This is a genomic window from Giesbergeria sp. (assembly GCF_028686475.1).
In the GTDB taxonomy this organism is placed as follows: Bacteria; Pseudomonadota; Gammaproteobacteria; order Burkholderiales; family Burkholderiaceae_C; genus Simplicispira.
Map to the genome: position 1 here is coordinate 106,997 of NZ_JAQUCA010000005.1, position 23,792 is coordinate 130,788.

The following is a 23,792-nucleotide window of genomic DNA, read 5'->3' on the forward strand; positions in this document are numbered from 1 at the left end:
ATTAGCTAGAAATGGAAAACAACCATGAGTGCAATTGTTGATATCGTAGGCCGCGAAGTGCTGGACAGCCGTGGCAACCCCACCGTTGAATGTGATGTGCTGCTGGAATCGGGCGTGATGGGCCGTGCCGCCGTGCCCTCGGGTGCCTCCACCGGCTCGCGCGAAGCGATTGAACTGCGTGACGGCGACAAGGGCCGTTATTTGGGCAAAGGCGTACTGAAAGCCGTTGAACACATCAACAACGAAATCGCCGAAGCCGTATTGGGCTTGGATGCCTCTGAGCAAGCCTTCTTAGACCAAACGCTGCTCGACTTGGACGGCACCGACAACAAGGGCCGCTTGGGTGCCAACGCTATTTTGGCCGTATCGATGGCCGTGGCACGTGCCGCCGCAGAAGAAGCTGGTCTGCCCCTGTACCGTTACTTTGGCGGCATGGGTGCGGTGCAAATGCCCGTGCCCATGATGAACGTGATCAACGGTGGCGCGCATGCCAACAACTCGCTCGACATCCAAGAGTTCATGATCATTCCAGTGGGCGCACCTTCGTTCCGCGAAGCCGTGCGTTGGGGTGCTGAAGTATTCCACGCCCTGAAGAAAATCATCCACGACAAGGGCATGAGCACCGCGGTGGGCGACGAAGGCGGTTTTGCACCTTCCGTCGAGAACCACGAAGCCGCCATCCAGTTGATTTTGCAAGCCATCGATGCCGCCGGTTACACCGCTGGTGAACAAATCGCTCTGGGCTTAGACTGCGCCGCCAGCGAGTTCTACCACGACGGCCACTACGTGCTGGCCGGTGAAGGCGGCCTCAAGCTCACGGCCCAGCAATGGACGGATATGCTGGCCACTTGGTGCGACAAGTACCCCATCATCAGCATTGAAGATGCGATGCACGAAGGCGATTGGGACGGCTGGAAGCACATCACCGAGCGCTTGGGTAAAAACGTGCAATTGGTGGGCGACGATTTGTTCGTGACCAACACCAAGATTTTGCAAGAGGGTATCGACAAGGGCATCTCCAATTCGATCCTCATCAAGATCAACCAAATTGGTACCCTGTCGGAGACTTTCGCTGCCATCGAAATGGCCAAGCGCGCCGGTTACACCGCCGTGATTAGCCACCGCTCGGGCGAAACCGAAGACAGCACGATTGCCGATATTGCTGTGGGTACCAACGCTGGTCAAATTAAAACCGGCAGCCTGAGCCGCTCCGACCGCATGGCCAAGTACAACCAACTGCTGCGCATTGAAGAAGACTTGGGCGAAGTGGCTTACTACCCAGGCCGTCGCGCGTTCTACAACCTGCGCTAAACCGCCCATGCACCCGCCCTTCGCACACCTTAAGCTGCCAACAACGCTATGAGCCCGCGCATTGTCGTTCCGGTGGTTTTGCTCACCTTGCTGGCCATGCTGCATGCCCAGCTGTGGCAAGGGCGGGGCAGCATCCCCTATGTGCAGGAGATGCGCCAAAAAATTGCAGTACAAAAAGAAGCCAACGCCAAAGCCTTGGCCGAAAACCAGCGCCTCCTGTCTGAAATCAAAGACCTGAAAGAAGGCTTGGACATGGTGGAAGAAAAAGCGCGCAGCGAGCTGGGTATGGTCAAGCAGGGTGAGATTTTTGTGCAATACACCCCGCGCTGATGCGCTCAATGCACCGCGTCGGAACTGGGTGCTTGTTGCACCGGGGCAGCAAAAATCTGCGCCGCATCTACCGGGTCAAAGCGGTATTGCTGGCCGCAGTATTCGCAACCGACTTCAATTTGCCCTTGCTCGGCCAGTACGCTTTCGGTTTCGGCCACGCCTAAATTTTGCAACATGCGGGCGACGCGCTCGCGGCTGCAAGAGCAAGCAAAACGCGGACCTTGTGCGCCTTGCTGGGGTTCAAAGCGCAGCAGTTTTTCTTCCCAAAACAGGCGGCGCAAAATGGTGTCCACATCCAGCGTCAGCAGCTCATCGCGTGTCAGGCTGGCCGCCAGATGGGCAATGCGGTTGTAATCTTCATTCAGGCCGATTTGGTCGGCATCAGCGCTGTGGGCATGGCTTTGGGCCAGATTGGCCTCGCCCTTGATGGGCATACGCTGCACCAGCAATCCAGCGGCCACGCTATCGTTGGCCGCCAGCACCAGCGTGGCATCCAATTGTTCCGATTGCAGCATGTAGTGCGATAGCACATCGCTCAGGCGCTCTAGTTTGCGCCCTTGGGCATCGACCAGCGGCACCACGCCTTGGTAAGGTTGCTGGCCCGGAAATTTGTCTTTCGGGTCCAAGGTGATGGCGCAGCGCCCAGCGCCATGCAGATTGACCAAACTGCTCAGCGTGGCATCCTCGGCCACGCTGCCCTTGAGGGTAGCGGTAGCGCGCAATTGCAAGTCCGATTGCACCTCGGCCACGGCCACCTTGACTGGGCCATCGCCAAAAATTTGCAGCACCAAAGCGCCGTTAAATTTAATGCCCGATTGCATCAGCACGCCCGCAGCGGCCATCTCGCCCAACAATTCACGCACCGGCACCGGGTAGGGACCAGTTGCGGTGTTGGCGGCACGGCGCTGCAACATATCCGTCCAAGCATCGGTCAGGCGCACGATAGCACCGCGCACCGGCTGGCCGTCAAACAAAAATTTATGTAGTTCAGACACGCAAAAAATTTCCTAAAATCAAAAAAGGACTCGGTGGATTAGCCGATTTGTTGCAAGCCAGCACGAAAGCGGCGCGCGTTCTCGATGTAATGCTGGGCGCTGCGGCGCAAGCCCTCGATTTGCTCGGGTGTCAGCTGGCGCACCAACTTGGCCGGGCTGCCCATAATCATGGAGCCATCGGGAAACTCCTTGCCCTCGGTCACCAAAGCGCCTGCACCCACCAGGCAGTTTTTACCAATGCGCGCGCCATTGAGCACCACCGCGCCAATGCCAATCAAGGATTCATCGCCAATCGTGCAGCCATGCAGCGTGACTTGGTGGCCCACCGTCACGCGCTCACCCACCAGCAAGGGCTGACCAGCATCGGCATGAAGCACGCAAACATCTTGGATATTGCTACCGGCACCTAGGGTGATGGCATCTGTATCGCCACGCACCACGCTACCAAACCAAATACTGACATCTTCGCCCAAAGTGACTTGGCCGATGACTTGGGCGCTATCGGCCACCCAAGCAGATGCTGCCAACTGCGGCGCGATGCCATCCAATTGATAAATTGCCATTTATTTTTACCGTGTTGCTGAATGCGATTGCCTAGAATTGTAGAGATGGAACTTCGCCACCGTGCCTTGCAGGTCTTGTGCCTTGCCCACCCCGATGAAAAAGCCGCTGCCACCTTGGCTTTACACGCTCAGGCGGACCAGTGCAGCATTGCCGCCAACGCACCTACGCCCCCGGCGGGCCAAGTTTTGCCCGGCTTGCCAGAGCGCCCCGTGCTGCTGCACCACACCGCCGTGAAGCGACGCTCGCCCGCCACGCCCCAAGGACGGGCCGTGTTGCTGCACGCGATTGCCCATATTGAATTGAACGCCATCAATTTGGCCTTAGATGCCGTCTGGCGCTTTGATGCCATGCCCACCACGTTTTACCGCGATTGGTTGCGCGTGGCCGCCGAAGAAGCCCAACACTTTGGGCTACTGCGCGATATATTACGCAGCCTCGGCCATGATTATGGTGATTTTCCGGCGCACCAAGGACTTTGGACGATGTGCGAAAAAACCCAACATGACATTACTGCGCGCATGGCCTTGGTGCCGCGCACCCTAGAGGCACGCGGCTTAGATGCCACGCCGCTGATTCAACAAAAACTGCGCCAAGTGGATAGCCCCGATGCCTTGGCCGCCGTGGCGGTGTTAGACACCATCTTGCGCGAAGAAGTGGGCCATGTCGCCATTGGCAACCACTGGTACCGCTGGCTGTGTGCGCGCGACGGTTTGGAGCCAGAAAGCCACTATGCCCTGCTGGCACAACAATACCAAGCACCACGCCCCAAACCACCCCTGAACGAAGCTGCCCGGCGCCAAGCAGGTTTTACCGATACCGAGTTGGCGTGGCTGTTATACACCGACTAAGCAGCACCTAAGCCAGCACTTTGCACTAAGCTGAGCCAGACTTCCTAAAATAGGCACCTAGCTGCACCCAGCAGCACCTACCAGAAAAGAAAAAGCACACACCATGTCGAGCACACCCGCCGATCAAACCAGCGCCACCATGATTGCCCGTCAGGCCATCGTCAATGCCCAACATGTGGTTATCGGCTATGAACTGTTCAACCGCTCTCGCCCCGAGACCACCCACACTGCCGCCACCGATGTAGCCTTGGTGTTTACCGCCTTGTCGCACGCAGGCAGCGACGAGTTGGTCGGCAAAAAACTCATTTTTGTCAATTGCACCCACGAAAGCCTGGTCGGCGGTCACCTTGAATTGGTGGACCCTGAAAAAGTGGTCCTCGAAATTCCGCCGCTGGGCCACGCCGCCGCCGAAGAAGTGGCCGCCCGCTTGCCCACCTTGGCCGCTTTGCGTGCGCGCGGTTTCCGTTTGGCGTTTAACCATACCGTGCTGCAATCGGCCTACATGCCCTGGCTGGCGCTGGCCGATTACATCAAGCTCGATTTATCGCTGCTGGCCGCCGACCAACTGGCCGTGCTGATTGGCTATGCCAAGCGCCACACCCAAGCCCACCTGATTGCCGAAAAGGTAGAAACTGCCCAGCAATACGATATGGTCTCTAGCCAAGGGGTGCAGATGTTCCAAGGCTATTGGTTTGCCCGTCCGGCTTTGGTGCGCGCCAAACTGGTATCGCCCGCGCAAAGCAGCATTTTGGAATTGATTAACCTGGTACGCAAACAGGCCAGCACCGAAGCCATCGAAGAGGTGCTGAAAAAAGATGCCGGCTTGGCCTTCAACCTGATGCGGCTGATCAACTCCTCGGGCTTTGGCTTGGCACGCGAAATCAGCTCATTTCGCCAAGCGGTCATGCTCATGGGCCTGAAAAAACTTTTCCGCTGGGCAGCCTTGCTGCTTACCACCTCACGCAACGGCGGCACCCCGCCCTCGGTGGGGCAAACCGCTGTGGTGCGCGGGCGCCTGATGGAATTGCTGGCCCTAGAGAAAAAATTGCCACAAGATGAAACCGATCAAGCCTTTGTGGTGGGCATTTTCTCTCTGCTCGATACCATGCTGGGCATGACGATGGATGCTGCCTTGGGTTTGGTCAGTGTGCCCCCCAGCACCGAGGCCGCCTTGTTGCACAATGCCGGGGTACTGGGTCATTTGCTCACGCTGGCCAAAGCCTGCGAAACCGGCGACGATGCCGCCTTTGACCACGCTGCCACCGCCTTGCAACTGAGTAGCCAGCAAATCAACAACGCCCATTTACAGGCTTTGGCTTGGGCTGACCACTTTGGTGATTGAGCCATTGCCTAAGCGCATGGCATCATTGTCCCCAGACCTCCCAGAACCTTCTCATTGCCATGTCCACTGAACCATCTACTTCTGCCTCCCCTGCCACCCCCGAGGACCATGCTGCGGACAATCTGGCCGTGATTGCCCGCCAAGCCATTGTGGATGAGCATCGGGCAGTTTTTGGCTATGAGCTGTTTGACCGCTCCACCGCTTCGGATGCCCACAACGCCGCCTCCGATGCCGCGCTGCTGTTCAACGCCCTGTCCTACGCCGATACCGAATCCTTGGTCGGGCAAAAACTGGTGTTCATCAACTGCACCCACGAAAGCCTCTCGGGCGGCCACTTAGAACTCATCCACCCCGACAAGGTGGTGCTAGAAGTACCCCCGCTGGCCAAAGATGCCAGCGCCGAGGACATCGAAAAAGCCCGCCCGGTGCTAGAACAGTTGCGCCACCAAGGCTTTCGGCTGGCCTTTAGCGAGCATGTGCTGTGCCCGGCCTATCTCAGTTGGTTGGCGCTGGCAGCCTTCGTTAAGCTAGACCTGACCATGTTCCCGCCCGAGCAAGCCAAACCTTTGGTGCGCTTTGCCCAAGAACACAGCTCGGCCCGGCTGGTGGCGGAAAAGGTGGAATCAGCAGAACAGCACCAAATGATGGCCGATTTGGGTGTGCGCCTGTTTCAGGGCTATTGGTTTGCCAAGCCAGTCTTGGTCAAATCGCACACCATTCGGCCCTCGCAAGCCACCGTGATTCAGCTGATTAATTTGGTGCGTAAACAAGCCAGCACCACCGAGATTGAAGAGCTGCTCAAAAAAGACCCCACGCTGTCATTTAACCTGCTGCGCTTTATCAACTCCTCCGGCTTTGGCCTGTCGTGCGAGATTACCTCGTTTCGCCATGCCGTGATGATTTTGGGCCTGCGTAAATTATTCCGTTGGGCCGCCCTGTTGCTCACCACCTCGCGCGCTGGGGGGTCAGCCCCAGTCGTAGGCACGACGGCGGTAGTGCGTGGCCGCCTGATGGAATTGTTGGCCGCAGAAATGCTCTCGCCCGAAGAGTGCGACAACGCTTTTGTCGTGGGCGTATTTTCCTTGTTAGATACCATGCTGGGCCTGCCAATGGCGCAGGCTTTAGAGTCCTTGGCGCTGCCCGAACCCGTGGTCGATGCTTTGCTGCACCAACGCGGCACTTTTGCCCCTTTCTTGGCCCTGACCAAAGCCTGCGAAAGCGGCGATGAGGTGGCTTTTGCCCTCAATGCCGAGGCGCTGCACCTGTCCAACCGGCAAGTCAACTTGGCGCACCTGCAAGCCCTCACTTGGGCCGAAGATATGGATAGCGCCTAAACGTTTAACGCACCGCACGGATTGCCCAGTCCCTCGCCCCCAAAACAGTTTACTGACTTGGGGGTCCTGCCCGTAAGCGCTATGCTTGCACCCATGAATTTACTCATGGATTCCTTTTTTCGGGCTTTGGCGTATTGCCTGTTTCCCCGTGTGATAGCTTGGTCGCTGCTGCCCCTGCTCCTGATAGGAGCCTTGGCCTTGGCCGGAGGCTATTTTTACTGGGAGCTGGCCGTACAGACCATGCAGGCGTTTTTGCAGGCCCCCGGTTGGTTGACTCCCGCTTGGGAGTGGTGGCAGCAGCAGGGCCTGCCCGATATGACCAGCTGGTTAGCCCCAGCCTTGGTGTTGGTGCTGGTCACGCCCCTGATAGTGCTGGTAGCGCTGCTCACGGTGGCCTTTCTTATGACTCCATCGCTGGTGGCCTTGGTGGGGCAGCGGCGCTTTCCCACTTTAGAGCGCTTGCAAGGCGGTTCGGTGTGGCAAAGTATGCTGTGGTCTTTGGGTTCTACCCTGATGGCCCTCTTGCTGCTGGTGCTGTCGATGCCCTTGTGGCTGCTGCCACCGCTGGTGCTGATTGTGCCGCCGCTGATTTGGGGTTGGCTCACCTACCGCGTGATGGCCTTTGATGCCTTGTCCGACCATGCCAGCCCCAGCGAACGCGAAGAACTACTGCGCCGCCACCGCATGGCCCTGCTGCTGATGGGCGTGGTGTGCGGTTACTTGGGCGCGGCACCGGCCATTGTCTGGGCTTCGGGGGTGCTGTTTGTGGCCGCCTTTTTTATCTTGATACCCTTGGCGATTTGGATTTACACCTTGGTGTTTGCCTTTTCGTCTTTGTGGTTTACCCATTTTGGCTTGGCCGCCTTGCAACAATTGCGTGCCGAGCAGCACGCTGCCACTACCGTAGCAGCTACCCCTACCCCTAACGATGCCCCCTTGCCAGCCGTAGCGGCCACCGACCTCAACGCTGCGCTGCCTGCCTCCCCTGCGCCTCCGTCTATTTCCTGAAAGAGCCACCACCATGCAAAAATTTGGTCTCATCATTGTTGGCGATGAAATCCTCTCGGGCAAACGTACCGACAAACACTTGGGCAAAATCATCGAGCTGCTCAATGCGCGCGGCTTGTCCTTGTCGTATGCCGATTATGTGGGCGATAACCCCGAACGCATCACCGCCACCCTAGCGCGCGCCTTTGCCTCGGGCGATGTGGTGTTTAGCACTGGCGGCATTGGGGCCACGCCCGATGACCACACGCGCCAGTGTGCCGCCCGCGCTTTGGGGGTAGAGCTGGCCCTGCACCCCGAGGCCGCCGCCCTGATTCGCGAGCGCATCGAAGACACCGCACGCGAACAAAACCAGCCCTTTGAACCCGAACGCCCCGACAATGTGCAGCGCTTGCAAATGGGCGTGTTTCCCTTGGGCGCAACCATCATCCCCAACCCCTACAACAAAATTCCGGGTTTTAGCTGCCGCACCGCCAATGGTGCCGCAGTGCATTTTGTGCCGGGCTTTCCGGTGATGGCTTGGCCGATGGTGGAGTGGGTGCTTGAGCAACAATACCGCCACCTGTTCCATGCGGCACCCCAAACCGAGCATTCCGTGCTGGTCTATGGTGCCATCGAGGCCGCCCTGACCCCGCTGATGCAGCAAATTGAGCAGCAACATCCGCAAGTGCGCGTGTTTAGCCTGCCCAGCGTGGACCACCCGGTGCATGGGCGGCATATTGAATTGGGCGTGAAAGGCCCGACCACTGCCGTGCCTGCCGCATGGGAGGCTTTGCGCGCCATGTTGCACCAATTTGGTGCCAATTGCGGCCCTGAATTGGTGCGTCATCTTTAGCCGATTGGCAAATAGGTGCAACTGCACTGCACAGGTGCAACCGCGTGTCGGGTTCCACAGGCACAATATATCGCTTGCGGTTTTGCAAGACGATAAACTGGGGCTGGCATGTAATCTGCTTTGACCAGAATATCTGATTTTTTCAACGAGTGTTTTTCCAGGAGAACCTGATGGCCAAGACCGTTGCGGACGTGATGAACATGGTGCAAGAAAACGAAGTCAAGTTTGTTGACTTCCGTTTCACCGATACCCGTGGCAAGCAGCACCATACTACGGTGCCAATCTCGCATTTTGATGAAGACAAGTTCTCTTCGGGCCATGCGTTCGATGGCTCTTCTATTGCTGGTTGGAAGGGCATCGAAGCCTCCGACATGCAACTCATCCCTGACCCCAACACCGCCGTGATCGACCCCTTCTTTGAAGAGTCCACCTTGGTCATGACCTGTGATGTGATTGAACCCAGCGATGGCAAGGCTTACGACCGCGACCCGCGTTCCATCGCCAAGCGCGCCGAAGCCTACCTCAAGGCTTCTGGCTTGGGCGATACCGCCTTCTTCGGTCCCGAACCCGAATTCTTCATTTTCGATGGCGTGCGCTGGAGTACCGAACCCCACAATACCAGCTACGAAATCGAAGAATACGAAGCCCCTTGGAACACCAACGCCAAGCTGGATGGCGGCAACCGTGGCCACCGTCCCACTACCAAGGGTGGCTATTTTCCCGTGCCCCCGGTCGATAGCACGCAAGACATGCGCGCCGAGATGTCTTTGATTTTGGAATCTTTGGGCATTCCGGTCGAAGTGTTCCACCACGAAGTGGCTGGCGCTGGTCAAAACGAAATTGGCACCCGCTTTAGCACCTTGGTCGAGCGCGCGGACTGGACGATGCTGCAAAAGTACGTCATCCACAACGTGGCCAATGCCTACGGCAAAACCGCTACCTTCATGCCCAAGCCCTACCACGGCGACAACGGCTCCGGTATGCACGTACACCAATCCGTCTGGAAAGACGGCAAAAACCTGTTTGCTGGCGACGGCTACGCCGGTTTGTCTGATTTTGCCCTGTACTACATCGGCGGCATCATCAAGCACGCCCGCGCCCTCAACGCCATCACCAACCCCGGCACCAACAGCTACAAGCGCTTGGTGCCCCACTTTGAAGCCCCGGTCAAGTTGGCGTACTCGGCCAAAAACCGTTCCGCTTCGATTCGTATTCCTTACGTCTCCAATCCCAAGGGCCGCCGCGTCGAAGCACGCTTCCCCGACCCACTGATGAACCCCTACTTGGGTTTTGCCGCCCTGCTGATGGCCGGTTTGGACGGCGTGGAAAACAAAATCCATCCCGGCGAAGCGGCCACCAAGGATTTGTACCATCTGCCGCCCGAAGAAGACAAGCTGGTGCCGACCGTGTGCCACAGCCTGGACCAAGCGCTGGAGCATCTGGACCAAGACCGCGCCTTCCTGACCAAGGGTGGCGTGTTCTCTGACGCTATGATTGATGCCTACATCGAGCTGAAGATGTCTGAAGTCACGCGCTTCCGCATGGCCGTGCATCCGGTTGAGTACGATATGTACTACTCCCTCTAAGCGCTAAGCTGTAAGGCTTCCAAGACAAGGCGGTGGCATACACCGCCTTTTTTCATTTTGGTGTGGTCAGAGGCTCCACTGGCAATGGAACCTGCGCCGCGCCACGCTATCGGACAAACTGCGGGGTAGTGGTGGCGTTTGTTGTTTGGACACGAAAGGTGTTTCGCGGATACTCTGGCACAAGCTCCCCGGCATGTTCCAGGCGAAAAAATTCATGAAAAAAATCTCCTCCACCCTGCTTTGTAGTCTGCTGTGTGCCACTTTGGGCAGTTCGGCAGTCTGGGCACAAGACCGCATTTATCGCTGTGGCAATGAATACACCAACAACGCCAACCACGCCCGCGAGCGCGGCTGCAAGGCGGTAGATGGCGGCAACGTCACGGTGTTGCAATCCAACCCCGGCAGCACGCGCAGCAATGCCAATGCCGCCAGCGCCAGCAAACCGGCGGCGGCCAGTTCCCCCGCTGGTGCGCCCAAGGTGGACAACAGCCAGCAGCGCAGCCGCGATGCCGATGCCCGTGCTATCTTGGAAGCCGAATTACGCAAAACCCAAGCCCGCTTGGCCGATTTGCAAAAAGAATACAACAACGGCAGCCCCGAAAAAACCGCCCTCGAAATGCGTAACGTACAAGGCTACGCCGAGCGCACCGCAGAACTCAAAGCCAACATTGCCCGCACCGAAAGCGACATTGCAGGCATCCAGCGCGAAATGGGACGCTTGAAATGAAAGCCACCGCCTTAGATGGGCGTTTTCAGTCTTTGGATTTATTGTCGGTGCTGGTGGCGGTGTTGCGCGCCGATGGCACGGTGCAATTTGCCAATGCAGCCCTAGAGGACACGGTGGGCCTATCGCGTCGCACCCTAGAGGGCATGGACTTTGCCCAATTTTTCACCCTGCCATCGTTGCTGCAAAATGCCTTAGCAGGTAACCGTGGCGAAGATTTTTCCGCCGTGCGCTTTGACGGTTGCCTCAAGCGCCTGCACCAAGAGCCGGTGCTGGTGCATGTCAGTGTGGTGCCTGCGGATGGCCCCGGCGAGGTCTTGGTAGAGCTGTGGCCACTAGAGCAGCAAGCGCGCCAAGACCGCGAAGAGCGTCTGCGCGACCAAGCCCAAGCGCACAAAGAGCTGATTCGCAATCTGGCCCACGAAATCAAAAACCCGCTCGGGGGCATTCGCGGCGCGGCGCAGTTGCTAGAGATGGAACTCGACAGCCCCGAGATGACGGAGTACACCCAAGTCATCATCCACGAGGCCGACCGCTTGCAAAGTTTGGTCGATAGATTGCTGGCCCCACACCGCCATCCGCATCTGGTGGGCGATGTAAATATCCACGAAGTCTGTGAACGTGTGCGCTCCTTGGTGCTGGTGGAATACCCGCAGGGCCTGAAGATTGAGCAAGACTACGACATCTCCATCCCCGAGTTTCGTGGCGACCGCGAACAACTGATTCAAGCGGTACTCAATGTGGTGCAAAACGCCGCGCAGGTGTTGGTGCCACAAATGGCACAAGGCGATGCACGCATCACTTTGCGTACCCGCGTAGCCCGGCAAATTACCTTGGGACGCGAGCGTTACAAGCTGGCATTGGAATTGCATGTGATAGACAACGGGCCAGGCGTGCCCGATGCCATTCGGGAGCGCATTTTTTACCCCTTGGTGTCGGCGCGCGATGGCGGGTCAGGTTTGGGCCTGACGCTGGCACAAACCTTTGTGCAGCGCCACCACGGCATGATTGAGTGCGATAGCGTACCCGGTCGTACCGATTTCCGCATCCTGATTCCTTTGCCCTGAGGATCAATAACCGGCAACCAGCGAGAGACAAACACCCATGAAGCCGATCTGGATAGTAGATGACGACCCCTCGATCCGCTTTGTGCTGGAAAAAGCACTGGCGCGTGACAACCTGCCCACGCGCAGTTTTACCCACCCACGCGAAGTGCTAGAAGCACTGGCTGAAATTAGCTCCGGCGATGCTTCCCAGTTGGGGCCGCAGGTGTTGGTCAGTGATATTCGGATGCCCGGTGGCTCCGGCTTGCAGTTGCTGGAAAAAGTCCACGCCATGCAGCCTGCCTTGCCCGTCATCATCATGACGGCCTATTCCGATTTGGACAGCGCTGTTTCGGCGTTTCAGCGCGGCGCGTTTGAATACCTGCCCAAGCCGTTTGATTTGCCCAAAGCGGTAGAGTTAATCCGCCGCGCCGTGCAAGAGAGCGAACGCGAAAGCGTGGCCCAAGACAGCCCGGCTGCGGCGGCAGAGATGCTGGGCCAAGCCCCAGCCATGCAGGATGTGTTCCGCGCCATTGGCCGCCTGAGCCAAAGTTTGGTCACGGTGTTAATTACCGGCGAATCTGGCTCGGGCAAAGAGCTGGTAGCGCGCGCCTTGCACAAGCATTCACCTTGCGCCAGTGGGCCGTTTGTCGCCATCAATACCGCCGCTATCCCCAAAGATTTGCTGGAATCCGAGTTATTCGGCCATGAGCGTGGCGCTTTCACCGGCGCACAAACCCAGCGTCGGGGCCGTTTTGAGCAAGCTGAAGGCGGCACACTGTTTTTGGATGAAATCGGCGATATGCCATTCGATTTGCAAACCCGCTTGCTGCGCGTGCTGTCGGATGGGCAGTTTTACCGCGTGGGCGGACACAGTGCCGTCAAGGCCCATGTGCGTGTGATTGCCGCTACACACCAAAATTTAGAGCAACGGGTGAAAGATGGGGCTTTCCGCGAGGATTTGTTCCACCGCCTGAATGTGATTCGGCTGCGCCTGCCCGCCCTGCGCGAGCGCCCCGAAGATGTGCCCATGCTGACGCGCCATTTTTTGCAGCAAAGTGCGCGCCAATTGGGGGTAGAACCCAAACGCATCGCCGATGCGGCACTGGCTAGGCTGGCACAGTTTGCTTTTCCGGGCAATGTGCGCCAGTTAGAAAATATCTGCCACTGGCTCACGGTGATGGCCCCAGCGCAGGTGATTTCGGTACAAGACTTACCGCCCGAGGTGTTAGAAACGGCACCGGCCCCAGCCCCTGTGCCGCCTTTGGGCCAACCGCCCATCCAAATTCCCACCATACCAGCGCCTGCAACTCTGCCTGCTGTGGCTTTGCCCCTCTCTTCTGCCACCGATGCAGACAGCCATTGGGAGGCCCTATTAGAAGCCGAAGCCCAAGCCTTGCTCGCCAACGGCCAAGCCGAAGTGTGGGATGTGCTGGCGCGGCGTTTTGAGTCGCGCCTGATTAGCGCCGCCTTGGCCGCCACGCATGGGCGGCGCATGGAGGCCGCGCAGCGCTTGGGCATTGGGCGCAACACCATCACGCGCAAAATCCAAGAATTGGGGCTGAAAGCCCACGACGATTGACGCTGCTGTAATCGCCAGCACGCCGCCGATTCAGGCCAGCGTTAAAACCACTGGCGCGTGGTCGCTGGGTTGGGGGTTTTTGCGCGGTGTGCGGTCAATGCTGCAAGCGGCCACCGCTGGACGCAAGGCAGCACTGACCAAAATGTGGTCAATGCGTAAACCCCGGTTTTTCTGGAACCCCAGCATACGGTAATCCCACCACGAAAAACTCTTGTCCGGCTGCTCGAACAGCCGGAACGCGTCGTGCAAGCCCAAACCAAGCAGGGCTTGGAATTGCGCTCGTTCTTCCGGCGTGTGGTGGATGCTGCCACGCAAGCCTTCCGGATCGAAAGAGTCGCGGTCTTCTGGGGCGATATTGAAATCGCCCAACAACAGCAAACGCGGGTGCTGGGCCAACTCTGCACTGACCCAAGCGTGCAGAGCCTCCAACCAGCGCATTTTGTAGGCAAACTTGTCCGTGCCGGGGGCCTGGCCGTTGACAAAATAACCATTGATGAGGCGCAACGGGCCTGTGGGGGTGTCGAGCGTGGCTGCAATGATGCGCGCCTGCTCATCCACCAAACCGGGGATATTCCGCACTACGGCCTGCACCGGCTGGCGTGTCAGCCAAGCCACACCATTGTAGGTTTTTTGCCCGTGGGCTACTGCGTGGTAGCCTGCTGCTTGGAGTGCGACAAACGGGAATTTGTCTTCCGTTTGCTTCAGTTCTTGCAAACCCAAAGCATCGACGGGGTTGGCAGCCAGCCAATCGAGTACCTGCGGCAGCCGCACCGAAAGCGAGTTGACATTCCAAGTAGCGATTTTCATGGATTTTTTTGCAGTTTAAGTCGCTACCAGCTCTCGCAGCACCTCGGGGTGCGCCTGAGCCACGCGCATTAAAGATTGTGCAGCGCCAGAGGGCTGTCTGCGCCCCTGCTCCCATTCTTGCAGGGTACGTACGCTCACCCCGAGCAGCTTGGCAAATGCAGACTGCGAAACCCCCACCTTGGCCCGTGCCTGTGCCGCAACCGTCAGGGTGACGTGATGCACACGCCCCTCGCCACGTTTGGCCTGCTGAATCGACTCCAGCACATCATTCGCAAACGCCTGCATTTCAGCGTCCATCTTCACAGTTTTAGGCATCGTAAGCATCCTTCCACATCTTCAGAACAGCGGTGGGCATATTGTCGAACTTGGCTTTGGTATAAATAGCCACCAGCACCACCTCACCATGCGCCAGTCGCGTGAAGTAAATCACGCGCGCCCCACCACGCTTGCCCATGCCAGAGCGGCCCCAGCGCACCTTGCGTAGGCCATCGGCACCGGGAATAACATCACCCGCCAAGGGGTTGCCGGCCATCCACTGAATCAGCAACTGGCGGTCGGCATCGTTGAGCACCTCCACCACCATGCGCTGAAAAATGGGGGTTTCTATGACAGTAAGCATAGAAAATTATACGTCAATGACGTATTTTCAAGGTTTTTTTCCAGGTAGGCGACGCAAAATGGCACGCACGGGTGCGGCTTCGGCCTGCATCCAGCGCAGCGGCAGGGCAATCAGCTCATAGTCGCCCTCGGGCACGGCATCCAGCAGCAGGTTTTCTAGCACGCGCAGGCCGCGCCGCTGCAATACTTGGTGGCTGGGCAGGGTGGTGCTGTTGGCCGGGTCGATGCTGGCGCTGTCGGTACCCACCAGCACCACACCGGCATCGGCCAAGCGCTCTAGGGTCTCGGGGGCCACAGCGGTCAGGTGTTCGTCCCACTGGCTGGGGGCTTGCTGGTAGGTGCGTAGCAGCACACGCGGCGGCACATCGGCCACGGCATGGGCCAGATGTTGCCATTGCACGCACGGGCCACAGCCCATGACATGGATGACGCGACACGGGCCAATAAATGGCTCCAGCGCCAGCGCACCCACGGCTGCGCCGGTGTTGGCATAGTGCAACGGGGCATCGGCATGGGTTCCGATATGCGGTGATAAACGCACGACGCTCAAATTGACCGGGCAGCTGGCCGACAAGGTGGTACACCATTGCTGCTCATAGGGCGCATCGCCCGGATAGACCGGACTGCCCGGATGCACGGGGGCGGAAATATCCCAAAGCGGTGCTTGGCCTTGACCCACCATAGCGACGCTTAAAACACTACGCCTTGCAGCACTGGCAAGCCGTGGCGCTGGCGTGCTTGCTGGCAGGCATCGCTGCCGGCTGCAAACTCGTGGCAAGGCGAAGGCCGCCATTCGTAAATGCCACAAGCCACTTTTTGGCCTACCTTGCCTGTCAGGGCCGCACAACGCACCCGCAGATGATCCGTGCCACGCATCCGGCACAGGCTATCGGTGATGGCATCGGCCAAGCCATCGGGCACCTTGCCGCCGCGCTCTTGCAACTCATGCACCGAAAAATCGACGCGAAAGCTGGCACAGCAAGCACCACAGCTTAGGCAAGGGTGGCTCATGCGTCTTGTCGCCCCAGCAGCAGGTATTCCATCAGCGCCTTTTGGACGTGCATCCGGTTCTCGGCCTCGTCCCAAACCACCGATTGCGGGCCATCAATCACCTCGGCGGTGACTTCTTCGCCCCGGTGGGCGGGCAGACAGTGCATGAACAGTGCATCTGCTTGGGCCACTGCCATCATGTCGGCATTGACGCACCAATCGGCAAAAGCGGTTTTGCGCGCTTCGTTTTCGGCCTCGTAGCCCATGCTGGTCCACACGTCGGTCGTGACCAAATCAGCGCCCCGGCAGGCATCCAAGGGGTTGCTAAAGAATTGGTAACTGCTGGGGCTGATACCGTTGCCGCCCATCGCCAATTTCTCATCCACTTCGTAGCCGCTGGGGGTACTGACATGCACTTTGAAGCCCAACAGCTGCGCCGCTTGCAGCCACGTATTGGCCATGTTGTTGCCATCGCCCACCCAAGCCACAGTTTTACCGGCAATACTGCCCCGATGCTCAATAAAGGTGAAGATGTCAGCCAAAATTTGGCAGGGATGAAACTCATTGGTGAGGCCGTTGATGACTGGCACGCGCGAACAAGAGGCAAAACGCTCGATTTTGGTTTGCTCAAAAGTGCGAATCATCACCAAATCGGTCATGCGGCTGATGACGCGCGCCGAATCTTCAATCGGTTCGGCGCGGCCCAATTGGCTATCGCCGGTGGTCAGATGCACCACACTGCCGCCCAGTTGGTACATGCCCGCCTCAAAACTGACGCGGGTGCGCGTGCTGGCCTTTTCAAAAATCATGGCCAAGGTGCGATCCACCAGCGAACGGTGTTTCTCGTAGGCTTTGAACTTGCCTTTAATCAGGGCGGCACGCTCGAACAAATAAGCGTACTCGTCGGCACTAAAGTCGTTGAATTGCAGGTAATGTTTCATCAGTGTGCGCTCTTTCGCGTGCTTAGGCGGCCAAAAAGGCTTTGACCAAGGGAGTCAGCAAGGCAATGATGAGATCGGCCTCACCCACGGTCAGAATCAGCGGTGGCACGATACGAATCACGCTGTCAGCCGTGACGCTAATCAGCAAGCCCGAATCAGCCGCCACCCCGACCAAAGCACCGCAGGGCTTACCCAGTTCTACGCCAATCATCAGGCCCAAACCGCGCACTTCTTTCACGCCATCGACGCGCTCCAGCGCCCGTTGCAAACCTTCTTTCAGGTAGGCACCCACCTTCGCTGCGTTGTCAAGCAAGGCATCTTCTTCGATGATGCGTAGCGTTTCTAGGCCAGCGCGCATCGCCAGCGGATTGCCACCAAAGGTGCTGCCGTGGTTGCCCGGTTGCAAAATGTGCGCCGCTTTGGGGCCAGCCACCACCGCCCCCACCGGCACGCCCGAGCCTAAACCCTTGGCTAGCGTCATGACATCGGGCACGATACCGGCCCATTGGTGGGCAAACCACTTGCCAGTGCGACCGACACCGGTTTGCACCTCGTCAATCATCAGCAGCCAGCCGCGCTCATCGCACAGTTGGCGCACTTGCTGCAAGTATTCAAAGCGCATCGGGTGCAGGCCGCCCTCGCCTTGGATGGTTTCTAAAAAGACAGCGGTGATGTTGGGGTTGCCTGCGGTGGCTTGCTTGAGGGCTTCAATGTCGTCTTTGGGCACGCGGATAAAGCCCTCCACCAGCGGCTCAAAGCCTGCTTGGATTTTGGGGTTGCCGGTGGCCGACAGGGTGGCAATCGAGCGCCCATGAAAGGCTTTTTCATAGACCACCACTTGGGCGCGTGCTATGCCCTTGTCGTGGCCGTATTTGCGCGCCATCTTCAGGGCCGCTTCGTTGGCCTCTAATCCTGAATTGCAAAAGAACACATTGCTCATGCCAGTCAGCTTGATGAGCTTGGCAGCCAACTCCTCTTGCAAGGGTATATGGTAGTAATTGGAGGTGTGAATCAGCTGCGTGAGTTGGTCTTGCAGCGCGGGCACCAATTTGGGGTGGTTGTGGCCCAAGGTATTGACGGCGATGCCAGCCAATGCGTCTAAATAAAGTTTTTCATTCACATCCCAGACGTGGCAGCCCTGCCCGTGCGAGAGCGCAATCGGCACTCGGCCATAGGTGTTCATCACGTGGGGCGAGGTGGCCTCAATGAAAGCGGTCATGCAGAAATCTCCAGACAGAGCGAGTCAAAAGAGTGTCGATTCTAGTGGGGCAAAATGTCTGGCACGGCTGTTGCGTGCAATCTCATCCATCGGGGGGCGTGCAAGCGGTGCCTAACTCTTATATAAGAGTTAGAATGAGGTACCACGGCACCCTCCCGCAGCGATCCTGCACCGTCCGTTTTATAACCCTTGCTTTACCCAGATGGCTTCTCCTTCCACCCAAGAGGTTTTCATTCAGGGCATCACCCACAGCGGAAAAACCTTCCGTCCCAGCGATTGGGCCGAGCGCCTCGCCGGTGTCATGAGCCAATTTCGCCCCGGCGGTGCCCAGCCCGGTAGCCACCTCAGCTATTCGCCGTGGTGTGTGCCCACGGTCATCCACGGTGTCAAATGCGTGATTGTCAATCGCGCCTTGCACCAGCACGAGCCTATGGCTTGGGACTTTGTCATGAACTTTGCCCGCGATAACGAACTGCAAGTGGCCGAAGCTTGCTTGCTGCCCGATCCACCCAGTGCGCCCCCGAAGCGCCCATAAAAAAACCGCCCGAAGGCGATTTTTTTATTTTGCCAGCAGCGCACCCAGTGCAAACGGCGGACAGAACGAAGGGGGTGCTAAGCCTGTCCGGGCGATTTACCTGATGAGGCTCAGGCAGCCAGTGCCAGGGCCTTGACCTTGGCGGACAGACGGCTCTTATCGCGAGCAGCCTTGTTCTTGTGGAAAATGCCCTTGTCGGCCACGTTGTCCACCACCGATTGCATTTTGGCAAACAGTTCAGCGGCCTTGGTCTTGTCGCCAGCCAGAACGGCCTTTTCGACGTTCTTGACAGCGGTACGGTACTTGGAACGCAGCGAGGTGTTGGCGGCGTTCAGTTTGGTGTCTTGGCGGACGCGCTTGCGACCGGATGCCAGACGGGGGTTCTTTTTCTTGGGTTTAGCGGATGCCATTGTGTGTATTCCTTGTGTTCGAGGATGATGCCAGCAAAGCCCACGATTGTAACCCAGTCAACACAAAGGGCTTGGCAGCGCATACACTGACAAGGTGTCGTTACTTAAATCTGCCTCCACTGTTTCGCTGTTCACCCTGGCCTCGCGCATTACGGGCTTGGTGCGCGACCTCATCATGGCCTCGATGTTTGGCGCCAGTGCGCTGACCGATGCGTTCAATGTCGCGTTTCGCATTCCCAATTTGTTTAGGCGTTTGTTTGCCGAAGGGGCTTTTAGCCAAGCCTTTGTGCCGGTGCTGGCTGCTGCCAAAACCCAGCATGGCGAAGAGGCTACGCGCCAGCTGATTGAGCATGTAGCCACGGTGTTGGCATGGGTATTGGTGCTGGTGTGTATTTTGGGCGTGGCCGGTGCGCCGATTTTGGTCTGGATGTTGGCCAGTGGTTTGCGCCAGACCGGCCCCGGTTTTGATGCTGCGGTGGACATGACGCGCTGGATGTTTCCGTACATCGGTTGTATGTCGATGGTGGCGCTGTCTGCCGGAATCTTGAACACTTGGAAGCGTTTTGCCGTGCCAGCGGCCACGCCGGTGCTGCTCAATCTGTGCATGATTGCGGCGGCTTGGCTGGGGGCACCGTGGCTGAAAGCGCAGGGCATCGAGCCGATTTATGCGATGGCCGCTGGCGTGATGCTAGGCGGCGTGCTGCAATTGGCGGTGCAGGTGCCAGTGTTGTACCGTTTGGGCTTGCTGCCGCGCATTGGCATCACTTGGGGCGCGCTGCGCCGCTCTTTTCAAGATGAAGACGTGCGCCGTATTTTGCGCCTGATGGCCCCGGCGCTGCTCGGGGTGAGTGTGGCACAAATCTCTTTGATGATTAACACGCAAATTGCGTCTTATTTAGCCCCCGGCAGCGTAACATGGTTGTTTTATGCCGACCGGCTGATGGAGTTTCCCACGGCACTGCTGGGCGTAGCGTTGGGGGTGGTACTGACCCCACAATTGGCTGCTGCCAAAGCGGCGGGGGATGCGGAACGCTATTCGGCCATGCTCGATTGGGGTTTACGCATGGTGGTGTTGTTGGCCGTGCCCTGTGCTGTTGGCTTGCTGGCTTTTGCCCAACCGCTGGTAGCCACTTTGTTCCATTACGGTGCCTTAAAAAACAGCGATGTGCAACAGATTGCCTTGGCCCTGACCGGCTATGGTGCCGGTCTGTTGGGGCTGGTAGCCATCAAGGTATTGGCACCGGGCTACTATGCCAGCCACGACATCCGCACCCCGGTCAAAATTGCCATCGTGGTGCTGCTGATTACCCAAGTGCTCAATGTTGCTTTGGTGCCGTGGTTGGCCCATGCGGGCTTGGCCTTGTCGATTGGCTTGGGGGCCTTGGTCAATGCCCTGTGGCTACTGGCAGGCTTGTTGCGCCGGGGGAGCTATTGTCCGCAACCGGGTTGGGGACGCTATGCTTTACAGGTGGGCAGCGCCAGCACTTTATTGGCAGCTTTTTTGCTGTGGGCCAATCAGCATTTTGATTGGATTGGCTTGCGTAGCCAGAGCCTAGAACGGGTTGGCCTGCTGGCCTTGTTGCTGTGCGCCTCGGTGCTGCTGTATTTTGGCGTGCTGCGCTTGGCGGGCCTGAATTTGCGCCAAACGCTGCGCCGCTAAAGCACAGCTGGCTATCACACCAGCCCGGCCACGCTGAGTTCTTTTTTCAGGTAGGCGTAAAACAGGGGGGCGGCCACCAAACCGGCGGGGCCAAACACCGCTTCGGCGACAAACATCACGCTGAGCAGCTCCCAAACGCCCATATGGGTACGCTGGCCTACCACTTTGGCGTTAATCACATATTCGGCTTTGTGAATCAAAATCAGAAAGCCCAAGCACGCCAAGGCCGCCATAGGCGATACCGACAAGCCCACCACGGTGATGATGGCATTGCAGAGTAAATTGCCCACAATCGGCACCAGCCCGGCCACAAAGGTGATGGTAATCAGCACCGGCGTATAGGGCAGTGACATCTCCCACAAGGGCAAGACAATCAGCAAAAACAACGCTGTAAGCACGGTGTTAAACGCAGCAATCCAAAACTGCGCCGCCACAATTTGCCGAAAAGCCTCGCCAAACAAGGCGATACGCAATACCAATTCTTGTGCCAAGGGGCCACGCGCACCACGAATGTGGCGCACCGCTGCCAAGGCCCCAATCAGCATACCCACATAGGCAAACAACAAGCCACTGAGCCAGACGCGCCCAGCCAAGGCCAGCGCTCCGGCCTTGGCCCCCAAATAACTGGCAATGCTACGCTGGATTTCTTGCGCGCCATCGGGCAACTGGTTGGCAATATCGGGGGGCAGTTTGTCGCGCAGTTCTAGCACCGTGCGCGCCATGTAATCGAGCAATTCACGGTATTGCTGGGGTGCCTCGACCAAATAGCCGCGCGATTGCGACAAGCCCAAGCCCAACAAGGCCAGCGGCGATAACATCACCAAAGCAGCGGCCAGCACCTGCGCCCAGCGTGGCGGGCCAAGCTGCCCATGCGGGCGTTGCCCCAACAGGGCAAACCGAGGCACCAACCAGCGCGTGAGCAAAAAACCCAAGCAGACACACAACAAACCCGGCAACAGGCCACGCCACATAATCAGCAGCAAAGCCGCTGCCATCAGCAGGTAGCTACTGAGTACCACCCCCGGTGGACTGCGATTTTCTGCGGTAAAAGGGGGCGCTGTGTCGGCAGAGGACAGCAACGCAGGCACAGTGGACGGCGCGGCACTGCGCGCAGCTGTGGGCGGCGGCCACTCCTCCATACAGAAGCAAGCCCCGCGTTAACGCACGACAACGGCAGCGCCGTCGCCACGCGGTGCAATCGCGCCAATGGTATAGACCTGCTCGCCCGCAGCACGCAAAGTGGCAGCAGTGGCTTCGGCATGTTCAGCGGCCACCACCACCACCATGCCAATACCGTTGTTGAAGGTACGGTTCATCTCGATATCGTCAATGCCAGCCGTGGCTTGCAACCAAGCAAACAGCTCGGTTTGTGGCCAGCTGCCTTTTTGCAGGTGGGCGGCGCTACCTTCGGGCAACACGCGCGGAATGTTCTCTAGCAAACCACCGCCAGTGATGTGGGCCAGCGCTTTGATGGGGTGCTGGGCCAGCGCTGCCAACACGTTTTTCACGTACAAACGGGTCGGCTCCATAATGGCTTGCTTGAAGGGCTTGCCATCCAAGGTGGCGGGGGCATTGGCCCCGGCACGCTCAATGCACTTGCGTACCAAGCTAAAGCCGTTGGAATGCACCCCGCTAGAGGCCAACCCCAGCACCACATCGCCCGCTTGCACATTTTGGCCGGTAAGGATTTTGGATTTCTCCACCGCACCCACGGCAAAACCGGCCAAATCGTATTCGCCGGGCGGGTACATGCCGGGCATTTCGGCGGTTTCGCCACCAATCAGGGCGCAGCCCGAGAGTTCACAACCCTTGGCAATGCCACTGACCACCGCCGCAGCGGTGTCCACATCCAACTTGCCGCAGGCAAAATAATCCAAGAAGAACAAAGGCTCGGCCCCTTGCACCAACACATCGTTGACGCTCATGGCCACCAAGTCAATGCCGACGGTGTCGTGCATGTTCCACTCGAACGCCAATTTGAGCTTGGTGCCCACGCCATCGGTGCCCGACACCAGCACTGGCTCTTGGTAGCGCTTGGGCACTTCAAACAGCGCACCAAAGCCGCCAATACCGGCCAGCACGCCTTCGCGCATGGTTTTTTTGGCCAAGGGTTTGATACGCTCGACCAGCGCATCGCCAGCGTCGATATCGACACCAGCATCTTTGTAAGAAAGGGGGGTAGTATGGGAGGCAGAAGAACTCATGGCGGGCGTGACACGGACTAGCGTGCTGACAGACTAAAATTTGCGCCAATTCTACGGGTTGCGCGTATGGCGCTGTCCAAAATTGCCCCTCCCGTTACTTTGCCCGCTGCTCCATGCCACGATTTTTCAATTTTTCATGTGCTAGTCTTTCGCAGCAGGAGCGTTTGCCATGAAGCAACTCGCCCTAGACATCGGTCTGGCCCCCATGCCGACGCTAGAGCGTTTTTTTCCTGGCCCCAATGCGGCCGCGTTAGAGCATCTGTTGCAAGCGGTACACAGCAGCACCAGCGATGCCCATTCGCCCGTGCCCACCTACCTGTGGGGCGAGCATGGCAGCGGTAAATCGCATTTGCTCAAGGCCGTGCGCGAGGCCCTGCGCGAGCAAGGGGTGAGCGTGGGCTGGCGCGATAGCCGCAGCAAGTACGCGCCCGCCTTTGACGAGCGCTGGAGCGCCATCATTTTGGATGATGTCCACCTGTACAGCAACGCCCAACAAGCCGTCGCCTTTAACTGGTTTATCAACGCCATGAGCCCGGCCAATGGCGTACCACGTTGGGTATTGGCCGCTGGCACTTTGCCACCGTCCGATTTGCCCTTGCGCGCCGATTTGCGAACCCGCTTGGGCTGGGGTGATGTGTTTCAGCTGCAACTGCTGGACGAGGCCGAACGGCGCATGGTGCTGCGCCAAGAAGCTGCCGCCCGTGGGGTGACGCTGGGCAGTGATGTGGTGGACTACATGCTGCGGCGCTTCTCGCGCGATTTGGGCAGCTTGATGGAGCTGCTCGACAAACTAGACCACCATGCACTCCGCACCCAACGCGCCATCACCATTCCGCTGCTCAAAGACATGCTGGATACCGAATAAGCGGCTGGCAGCTTGGCGTTTTTGTTTCTACTCTTTCTCTTTAT

General features: G+C 58.3%; 26 protein-coding genes. 14 read left to right on the plus strand and 12 right to left on the minus strand.

Annotation, left to right across the window (positions count from 1 at the left end; all coding sequences use genetic code 11):
- The first annotated feature begins 24 nt into the window (after positions 1-24).
- Together eno and PHX60_RS04980 are read left to right on the plus strand one after the other, a co-directional pair.
- Positions 25-1,311 (plus strand): phosphopyruvate hydratase, encoded by a 1,287-nt coding sequence (gene eno, locus PHX60_RS04975; protein ID WP_300075435.1) that lies wholly within the window; start codon positions 25-27, stop codon positions 1,309-1,311.
- A 48-nt stretch (positions 1,312-1,359) separates the two neighbouring features.
- A complete protein-coding gene (locus PHX60_RS04980; protein WP_300075437.1) occupies positions 1,360-1,641 on the plus strand; it encodes a septum formation initiator family protein in 282 nt (93 codons plus the stop codon).
- Between the two features lie 5 nt (positions 1,642-1,646).
- On the opposite strand, the gene PHX60_RS04985 is transcribed toward PHX60_RS04980, so the two are convergent.
- Together PHX60_RS04985 and PHX60_RS04990 are read right to left on the minus strand one after the other, a co-directional pair.
- A complete protein-coding gene (locus tag PHX60_RS04985; RefSeq protein ID WP_300075439.1) occupies positions 1,647-2,636 on the minus strand; it encodes an Hsp33 family molecular chaperone HslO in 990 nt (329 codons plus the stop codon).
- Between the two features lie 38 nt (positions 2,637-2,674).
- Complete coding sequence (locus PHX60_RS04990; protein ID WP_300075441.1) at positions 2,675-3,199, minus strand: gamma carbonic anhydrase family protein; 525 nt, start codon at positions 3,197-3,199, stop codon at positions 2,675-2,677.
- A gap of 45 nt (positions 3,200-3,244) precedes the next feature.
- Here PHX60_RS04990 and PHX60_RS04995 point away from each other — a divergent pair, with 45 nt between their 5' ends.
- From PHX60_RS04995 to ntrC, 9 genes are all read left to right on the plus strand, one after another.
- Entirely contained in the window at positions 3,245-4,048 is an 804-nt protein-coding gene (locus PHX60_RS04995; protein ID WP_300075442.1) for a ferritin-like domain-containing protein, read from the plus strand.
- A 103-nt stretch (positions 4,049-4,151) separates the two neighbouring features.
- Positions 4,152-5,390: an HDOD domain-containing protein gene (locus PHX60_RS05000; protein WP_300075444.1), complete on the plus strand. Its 1,239-nt coding sequence runs from the start codon at positions 4,152-4,154 to the stop codon at positions 5,388-5,390.
- A 59-nt stretch (positions 5,391-5,449) separates the two neighbouring features.
- The gene (locus tag PHX60_RS05005) at positions 5,450-6,724 is read left to right on the plus strand and encodes an HDOD domain-containing protein (protein WP_300075446.1); all 1,275 of its coding nucleotides are present in this window, start codon (positions 5,450-5,452) and stop codon (positions 6,722-6,724) included.
- Between the two features lie 81 nt (positions 6,725-6,805).
- Entirely contained in the window at positions 6,806-7,732 is a 927-nt protein-coding gene (locus PHX60_RS05010; RefSeq protein ID WP_300075448.1) for an EI24 domain-containing protein, read from the plus strand.
- A gap of 13 nt (positions 7,733-7,745) precedes the next feature.
- On the plus strand, positions 7,746-8,564 hold the full coding sequence (locus PHX60_RS05015; RefSeq protein ID WP_300075450.1) for a molybdopterin-binding protein: 819 nt from the start codon (positions 7,746-7,748) through the stop codon (positions 8,562-8,564).
- 170 nt (positions 8,565-8,734) lie between these two features.
- Positions 8,735-10,150 carry a type I glutamate--ammonia ligase gene (gene glnA, locus PHX60_RS05020; RefSeq protein ID WP_300075452.1) on the plus strand — a complete coding sequence of 472 codons (1,416 nt, stop codon included), beginning with the start codon at positions 8,735-8,737 and terminating at the stop codon, positions 10,148-10,150.
- Between the two features lie 214 nt (positions 10,151-10,364).
- On the plus strand, positions 10,365-10,877 hold the full coding sequence (locus PHX60_RS05025) for a hypothetical protein (RefSeq protein ID WP_300075454.1): 513 nt from the start codon (positions 10,365-10,367) through the stop codon (positions 10,875-10,877).
- Positions 10,874-11,941, plus strand: a complete 1,068-nt coding sequence (gene glnL, locus PHX60_RS05030) for a nitrogen regulation protein NR(II) (protein ID WP_300075456.1) — start codon at positions 10,874-10,876, stop codon at positions 11,939-11,941. Before PHX60_RS05025 ends, glnL begins: the two co-directional genes overlap by 4 nt.
- 37 nt (positions 11,942-11,978) lie before the next feature.
- On the plus strand, positions 11,979-13,499 hold the full coding sequence (gene ntrC / locus PHX60_RS05035) for a nitrogen regulation protein NR(I) (RefSeq protein WP_300075458.1): 1,521 nt from the start codon (positions 11,979-11,981) through the stop codon (positions 13,497-13,499).
- A gap of 30 nt (positions 13,500-13,529) precedes the next feature.
- On the opposite strand, the gene xth is transcribed toward ntrC, so the two are convergent.
- Genes xth through PHX60_RS05070 form a run of 7 tightly spaced genes read right to left on the minus strand, consistent with a single transcriptional unit; the run spans position 13,530 to position 18,074 of the window.
- The gene (gene xth / locus PHX60_RS05040) at positions 13,530-14,306 is read right to left on the minus strand and encodes an exodeoxyribonuclease III (protein WP_300075460.1); all 777 of its coding nucleotides are present in this window, start codon (positions 14,304-14,306) and stop codon (positions 13,530-13,532) included.
- 15 nt (positions 14,307-14,321) lie between these two features.
- Positions 14,322-14,621, minus strand: coding sequence for a helix-turn-helix domain-containing protein (locus PHX60_RS05045; protein ID WP_300075462.1), 300 nt, complete (start codon positions 14,619-14,621; stop codon positions 14,322-14,324).
- Positions 14,614-14,925 (minus strand): transcriptional regulator, encoded by a 312-nt coding sequence (locus tag PHX60_RS05050; protein WP_300075464.1) that lies wholly within the window; start codon positions 14,923-14,925, stop codon positions 14,614-14,616. The genes PHX60_RS05045 and PHX60_RS05050 overlap by 8 nt, the downstream gene beginning before the upstream one ends.
- Before the next feature lie 27 nt (positions 14,926-14,952).
- The gene (kynB, locus tag PHX60_RS05055) at positions 14,953-15,606 is read right to left on the minus strand and encodes an arylformamidase (RefSeq protein ID WP_300075465.1); all 654 of its coding nucleotides are present in this window, start codon (positions 15,604-15,606) and stop codon (positions 14,953-14,955) included.
- Between the two features lie 8 nt (positions 15,607-15,614).
- Entirely contained in the window at positions 15,615-15,935 is a 321-nt protein-coding gene (locus tag PHX60_RS05060) for a YkgJ family cysteine cluster protein (protein ID WP_300075467.1), read from the minus strand.
- Complete coding sequence (argF, locus tag PHX60_RS05065; RefSeq protein WP_300075469.1) at positions 15,932-16,855, minus strand: ornithine carbamoyltransferase; 924 nt, start codon at positions 16,853-16,855, stop codon at positions 15,932-15,934. The genes PHX60_RS05060 and argF overlap by 4 nt, the downstream gene beginning before the upstream one ends.
- A 22-nt stretch (positions 16,856-16,877) precedes the next feature.
- Complete coding sequence (locus tag PHX60_RS05070) at positions 16,878-18,074, minus strand: aspartate aminotransferase family protein (RefSeq protein WP_300075470.1); 1,197 nt, start codon at positions 18,072-18,074, stop codon at positions 16,878-16,880.
- 202 nt (positions 18,075-18,276) lie between these two features.
- Here PHX60_RS05070 and PHX60_RS05075 point away from each other — a divergent pair, with 202 nt between their 5' ends.
- Positions 18,277-18,609: a DUF3579 domain-containing protein gene (locus PHX60_RS05075; protein ID WP_300075472.1), complete on the plus strand. Its 333-nt coding sequence runs from the start codon at positions 18,277-18,279 to the stop codon at positions 18,607-18,609.
- A 110-nt stretch (positions 18,610-18,719) separates the two neighbouring features.
- On the opposite strand, the gene rpsT is transcribed toward PHX60_RS05075, so the two are convergent.
- The gene (gene rpsT, locus PHX60_RS05080; protein WP_091454156.1) at positions 18,720-19,019 is read right to left on the minus strand and encodes a 30S ribosomal protein S20; all 300 of its coding nucleotides are present in this window, start codon (positions 19,017-19,019) and stop codon (positions 18,720-18,722) included.
- A 94-nt stretch (positions 19,020-19,113) separates the two neighbouring features.
- On the opposite strand from rpsT, the gene murJ reads away from it, so the two are divergent.
- On the plus strand, positions 19,114-20,679 hold the full coding sequence (gene murJ / locus PHX60_RS05085) for a murein biosynthesis integral membrane protein MurJ (RefSeq protein WP_300075476.1): 1,566 nt from the start codon (positions 19,114-19,116) through the stop codon (positions 20,677-20,679).
- A 14-nt stretch (positions 20,680-20,693) separates the two neighbouring features.
- On the opposite strand, the gene PHX60_RS05090 is transcribed toward murJ, so the two are convergent.
- The gene (locus tag PHX60_RS05090) at positions 20,694-21,755 is read right to left on the minus strand and encodes an AI-2E family transporter (protein WP_300075650.1); all 1,062 of its coding nucleotides are present in this window, start codon (positions 21,753-21,755) and stop codon (positions 20,694-20,696) included.
- Positions 21,756-21,836: 81 nt separating this feature from the next.
- Positions 21,837-22,883: a phosphoribosylformylglycinamidine cyclo-ligase gene (gene purM / locus PHX60_RS05095; protein WP_300075478.1), complete on the minus strand. Its 1,047-nt coding sequence runs from the start codon at positions 22,881-22,883 to the stop codon at positions 21,837-21,839.
- 169 nt (positions 22,884-23,052) lie between these two features.
- Here purM and hda point away from each other — a divergent pair, with 169 nt between their 5' ends.
- Complete coding sequence (gene hda / locus PHX60_RS05100) at positions 23,053-23,748, plus strand: DnaA regulatory inactivator Hda (RefSeq protein ID WP_300075480.1); 696 nt, start codon at positions 23,053-23,055, stop codon at positions 23,746-23,748.
- The last annotated feature ends 44 nt before the right edge of the window (positions 23,749-23,792 follow it).

Coding starts and splice junctions, on each gene's coding strand:
- PHX60_RS05010 (WP_300075448.1), top strand. CDS start 6,806: ATGCTTGCACCCATGAATTTACTCATGGATTCCTTTTTTCGGGCTTTG.
- rpsT (WP_091454156.1), bottom strand. CDS start 19,019: ATGGCATCCGCTAAACCCAAGAAAAAGAACCCCCGTCTGGCATCCGGT.
- xth (WP_300075460.1), bottom strand. CDS start 14,306: ATGAAAATCGCTACTTGGAATGTCAACTCGCTTTCGGTGCGGCTGCCG.
- PHX60_RS05000 (WP_300075444.1), top strand. CDS start 4,152: ATGTCGAGCACACCCGCCGATCAAACCAGCGCCACCATGATTGCCCGT.
- argF (WP_300075469.1), bottom strand. CDS start 16,855: ATGAAACATTACCTGCAATTCAACGACTTTAGTGCCGACGAGTACGCT.
- PHX60_RS05045 (WP_300075462.1), bottom strand. CDS start 14,621: ATGCCTAAAACTGTGAAGATGGACGCTGAAATGCAGGCGTTTGCGAAT.
- hda (WP_300075480.1), top strand. CDS start 23,053: ATGAAGCAACTCGCCCTAGACATCGGTCTGGCCCCCATGCCGACGCTA.
- PHX60_RS05075 (WP_300075472.1), top strand. CDS start 18,277: ATGGCTTCTCCTTCCACCCAAGAGGTTTTCATTCAGGGCATCACCCAC.
- PHX60_RS04980 (WP_300075437.1), top strand. CDS start 1,360: ATGAGCCCGCGCATTGTCGTTCCGGTGGTTTTGCTCACCTTGCTGGCC.
- purM (WP_300075478.1), bottom strand. CDS start 22,883: ATGAGTTCTTCTGCCTCCCATACTACCCCCCTTTCTTACAAAGATGCT.
- eno (WP_300075435.1), top strand. CDS start 25: ATGAGTGCAATTGTTGATATCGTAGGCCGCGAAGTGCTGGACAGCCGT.
- PHX60_RS05050 (WP_300075464.1), bottom strand. CDS start 14,925: ATGCTTACTGTCATAGAAACCCCCATTTTTCAGCGCATGGTGGTGGAG.
- glnA (WP_300075452.1), top strand. CDS start 8,735: ATGGCCAAGACCGTTGCGGACGTGATGAACATGGTGCAAGAAAACGAA.
- kynB (WP_300075465.1), bottom strand. CDS start 15,606: ATGGTGGGTCAAGGCCAAGCACCGCTTTGGGATATTTCCGCCCCCGTG.
- PHX60_RS05060 (WP_300075467.1), bottom strand. CDS start 15,935: ATGAGCCACCCTTGCCTAAGCTGTGGTGCTTGCTGTGCCAGCTTTCGC.
- PHX60_RS05015 (WP_300075450.1), top strand. CDS start 7,746: ATGCAAAAATTTGGTCTCATCATTGTTGGCGATGAAATCCTCTCGGGC.
- ntrC (WP_300075458.1), top strand. CDS start 11,979: ATGAAGCCGATCTGGATAGTAGATGACGACCCCTCGATCCGCTTTGTG.
- PHX60_RS05070 (WP_300075470.1), bottom strand. CDS start 18,074: ATGACCGCTTTCATTGAGGCCACCTCGCCCCACGTGATGAACACCTAT.
- glnL (WP_300075456.1), top strand. CDS start 10,874: ATGAAAGCCACCGCCTTAGATGGGCGTTTTCAGTCTTTGGATTTATTG.
- PHX60_RS05005 (WP_300075446.1), top strand. CDS start 5,450: ATGTCCACTGAACCATCTACTTCTGCCTCCCCTGCCACCCCCGAGGAC.
- PHX60_RS05025 (WP_300075454.1), top strand. CDS start 10,365: ATGAAAAAAATCTCCTCCACCCTGCTTTGTAGTCTGCTGTGTGCCACT.
- PHX60_RS04995 (WP_300075442.1), top strand. CDS start 3,245: ATGGAACTTCGCCACCGTGCCTTGCAGGTCTTGTGCCTTGCCCACCCC.
- PHX60_RS04990 (WP_300075441.1), bottom strand. CDS start 3,199: ATGGCAATTTATCAATTGGATGGCATCGCGCCGCAGTTGGCAGCATCT.